The following is a 452-nucleotide window of genomic DNA, read 5'->3' as shown; positions in this document are numbered from 1 at the left end:
CTGCGGGTCCTGTCGGTCTTCTTCCGTCGTCTTCTTCTGTTCTCTTCTGCCGTCGCGGTCTTCTCTTGGACACCCGGTACGGCGAAACGTCACGCACTGGTGTGCCCCCGGTCGCGCTGTCCGATCGGGAATCGGCGAAAAGTTTCCGGGAACCCGCGAGACGAATCGGCGGACAGCGTGTCCAACGAGATTTCAGGCAGAACGAGCCGAGCGATGTGCGAGGAGTTTCCATGACCACCACCCAGACAGCCGCAGCCGTTCCCGCCGCCGACACACGGGCGGGCGCGGGCGGGCCGAAGCAGAACCGTGGGACCGACGGCACGACGACCGTGGGGCACGGGACCACCGGGGCGTCCGAGCCCGCGGCGACCCGGGGCCGTACGTCGATCGCCGACACCGTCGTCGTGAAGATCGCGGGGATGGCGGCCCGGGAGATTCCGGGCGTGTACGAC

The 452-nt window shown here is 67.9% G+C and carries 1 pseudogene; it reads left to right on the top strand.

The features are described 5' to 3' along the window. Nucleotides 1-230: 230 nt before the first annotated feature. Nucleotides 231-452, top strand: a pseudogene (locus RM572_RS29230) (Asp23/Gls24 family envelope stress response protein); the annotation flags it as partial.

The sequence above is a fragment of the Streptomyces hazeniae genome (assembly GCF_031845485.1).
Classification (GTDB): Bacteria; Actinomycetota; Actinomycetes; order Streptomycetales; family Streptomycetaceae; genus Streptomyces; species Streptomyces hazeniae.
Note: the sequence above shows the minus strand (reverse complement) of the source record. Positions and strands in the feature narration are given on the sequence as shown.